The 2,239-nt window shown below is 56.6% G+C and carries 3 protein-coding genes; 2 read left to right on the top strand and 1 reads right to left on the bottom strand.

All coding sequences use genetic code 11. The features are described from left to right. On the top strand, positions 1–846 hold an 846-nt coding region (locus ACTHS3_RS11745), incomplete at its 5' end, for a glycosyl hydrolase family 65 protein (RefSeq protein WP_440368013.1). A gap of 12 nt (positions 847–858) precedes the next feature. Beyond that, positions 859–1,524, top strand: a complete 666-nt coding sequence (pgmB, locus tag ACTHS3_RS11740; RefSeq protein WP_070607549.1) for a beta-phosphoglucomutase — start codon at positions 859–861, stop codon at positions 1,522–1,524. Positions 1,525–1,686: 162 nt separating this feature from the next. On the opposite strand, the gene ACTHS3_RS11735 is transcribed toward pgmB, so the two are convergent. Beyond that, a partial coding sequence (locus tag ACTHS3_RS11735) for an FAD-binding protein (protein WP_440368012.1) occupies positions 1,687–2,239 on the bottom strand: 553 nt, incomplete at its 5' end.

Here is a 2,239-nt window from a genome sequence, read left to right as displayed (position 1 = left end):
TACATGATTCACGGCGTAACCGGCCCGAACGAATACGAAAACAACATCAACAACAACTGGTACACCAACACCCTCGCCGCATGGGTATTGGACTACACCCGCGAAGCCCTGGCGAAATATCCGCGTCCGGATTTGAACGTGAGCGCCGCCGAGTTGGAAAAATGGGCGGACATCGGCACGAATATGTACCGTCCGCATGACGAAGAACTCGGCGTATTCGTGCAACACGACGGCTTCCTCGACAAAGACATCCGCCCCGTGTCCGCGCTTTCGCCCGATGATTTGCCGCTCAACCAGAAATGGTCGTGGGACAAAATCCTGCGTTCGCCTTTCATCAAACAGGCAGACGTATTGCAAGGCATCTACTTCTTCGGCGACCGTTTCAGCATGGACGAAAAACGCCGCAACTTCGACTTCTACGAACCGATGACCGTGCATGAAAGCTCGTTGTCCCCATGTATCCACTCCATCCTTGCTGCCGAACTGGGCAAAGAAGAAAAAGCCGTGGAAATGTACCAGCGCACCGCCCGCCTGGACTTGGACAACTACAACAACGACACCGAAGACGGCCTGCACATCACCTCCATGACCGGCTCGTGGCTCGCCATCGTCCAAGGTTTCGCCCAAATGAAAACCTGGGGCGGCAAACTCAGCTTCGCCCCGTTCCTGCCAAGGGCGTGGACAGGCTACGCCTTCCACATCAACTACCGCGGCCGTCTGATTAAAGTCGCCGTCGGCAAAGAAAACGTCGTCTTCACCCTGCTCAAAGGCGAGCCGCTCGATTTGCAGGTGTACGGCAAAGACATCACACTCAACGGCAGCCACACTGTCGCGTTGGAAAAATAAGGAGGGTGCAAAATGACTTTCACCGCAGTGCTCTTTGATCTCGACGGCGTCATCACCGACACCGCCGAGTACCACTACCGCGCATGGAAAAAGCTCGCCGCAGAACTGGGCATCAGCATCGACCGCAAGTTTAACGAGCAGCTCAAAGGCGTGTCGCGCGACGATTCGCTCAAACGCATCCTCGCGCACGGCGGCAAAACCGTCAGCGAAGCCGAGTTCGCCGAACTGACCCGCCGCAAAAACGACAACTACGTCGAGATGATTCAGGCAGTCAAACCCGAAGACGTGTATCCCGGCATTTTACCCCTGCTGGAAACATTGAAAGCAAACGGCAAAAAAATCGCCCTCGCGTCCGCCAGTAAAAACGGCCCGTTCCTGCTCGAACGCATGGGGCTGACCCACTTCTTCGACGCCATTGCCGACCCTGCCGCCGTAGCGCATTCCAAACCCGCCCCCGACATCTTCCTCGCCGCCGCCGAGGGCGTGGGCGCGGACATCCGCTGCTGCATCGGCATCGAAGACGCCGCCGCCGGCGTCGCCGCCATCAAAGCCGCCGGCGCCTTGCCTATTGGCGTGGGCAAAGCCGAAGACTTGGGCAGCGACATCGCGCTGGTGTCCGACACCGCCGAGCTGACCTACGCCTACCTGCAAAACGTGTGGAAACAGTCAGGCAGATAAAATATTAAGGAAGTCAAAGGCCGTCTGAAAAATATTTCAGACGGTCTTTCTGCTTTTAGAACAAAATAATAACCCAACTTACGCAACCCTAAAAACTGAATGCCAATTTCTCAACCATGCTATTCAAATTTATTTGAACGATTTTTTTCTAACCAGCCAACCTTAACAATCACTATTAAAATGCGCGCCAATATTTTGCCGTCTAGCGTATGCGGCTTGGGCGACGGCGAGGCTGCATTCGAGCAGGTTGCGGTTTTCGTATTCAGACGCGGTGTGCGGCTCGGCTTGGTTTTGCTTCCAAAGCTGCAGTTGGGCGATGGCGCGGCGCAGGCCGGTATCGTTGCGGAGAATGCCCAGATGGCGTTGGTTGAACGCTTGCAGGACGGGGCGGCTGAATGCGCTTTGGATACCGTCTGAAAAGGTGTCTGCTTCGGCGGAGGGGTGTTCAGACGATCTTTGGGACAGTACGGCTTGGAATGCTTGTCCGTCCGCGATGGTTTGGGCGGCAAGTCTGGCGGTAACGACGCATTCGAGCAGGGAGTTGCTGGCAAGGCGGTTGGCTCCGTGCAACCCTGTGCAGGTGGTTTCGCCCAAGGCGTAAAGCTGCGGCAGGGAGGTTCTGCCGCAGGGGTCGGTTTGGATGCCGCCGCAGGTGTAGTGTTGCACAGGGCGGACGGGGATGCCTTGGCGCGTGATGTCCAAACCGCATTGGGAT

The sequence above is a fragment of the Neisseria sp. P0009.S007 genome (assembly GCF_051962515.1).
Note: the sequence above shows the minus strand (reverse complement) of the source record. Positions and strands in the feature narration are given on the sequence as shown.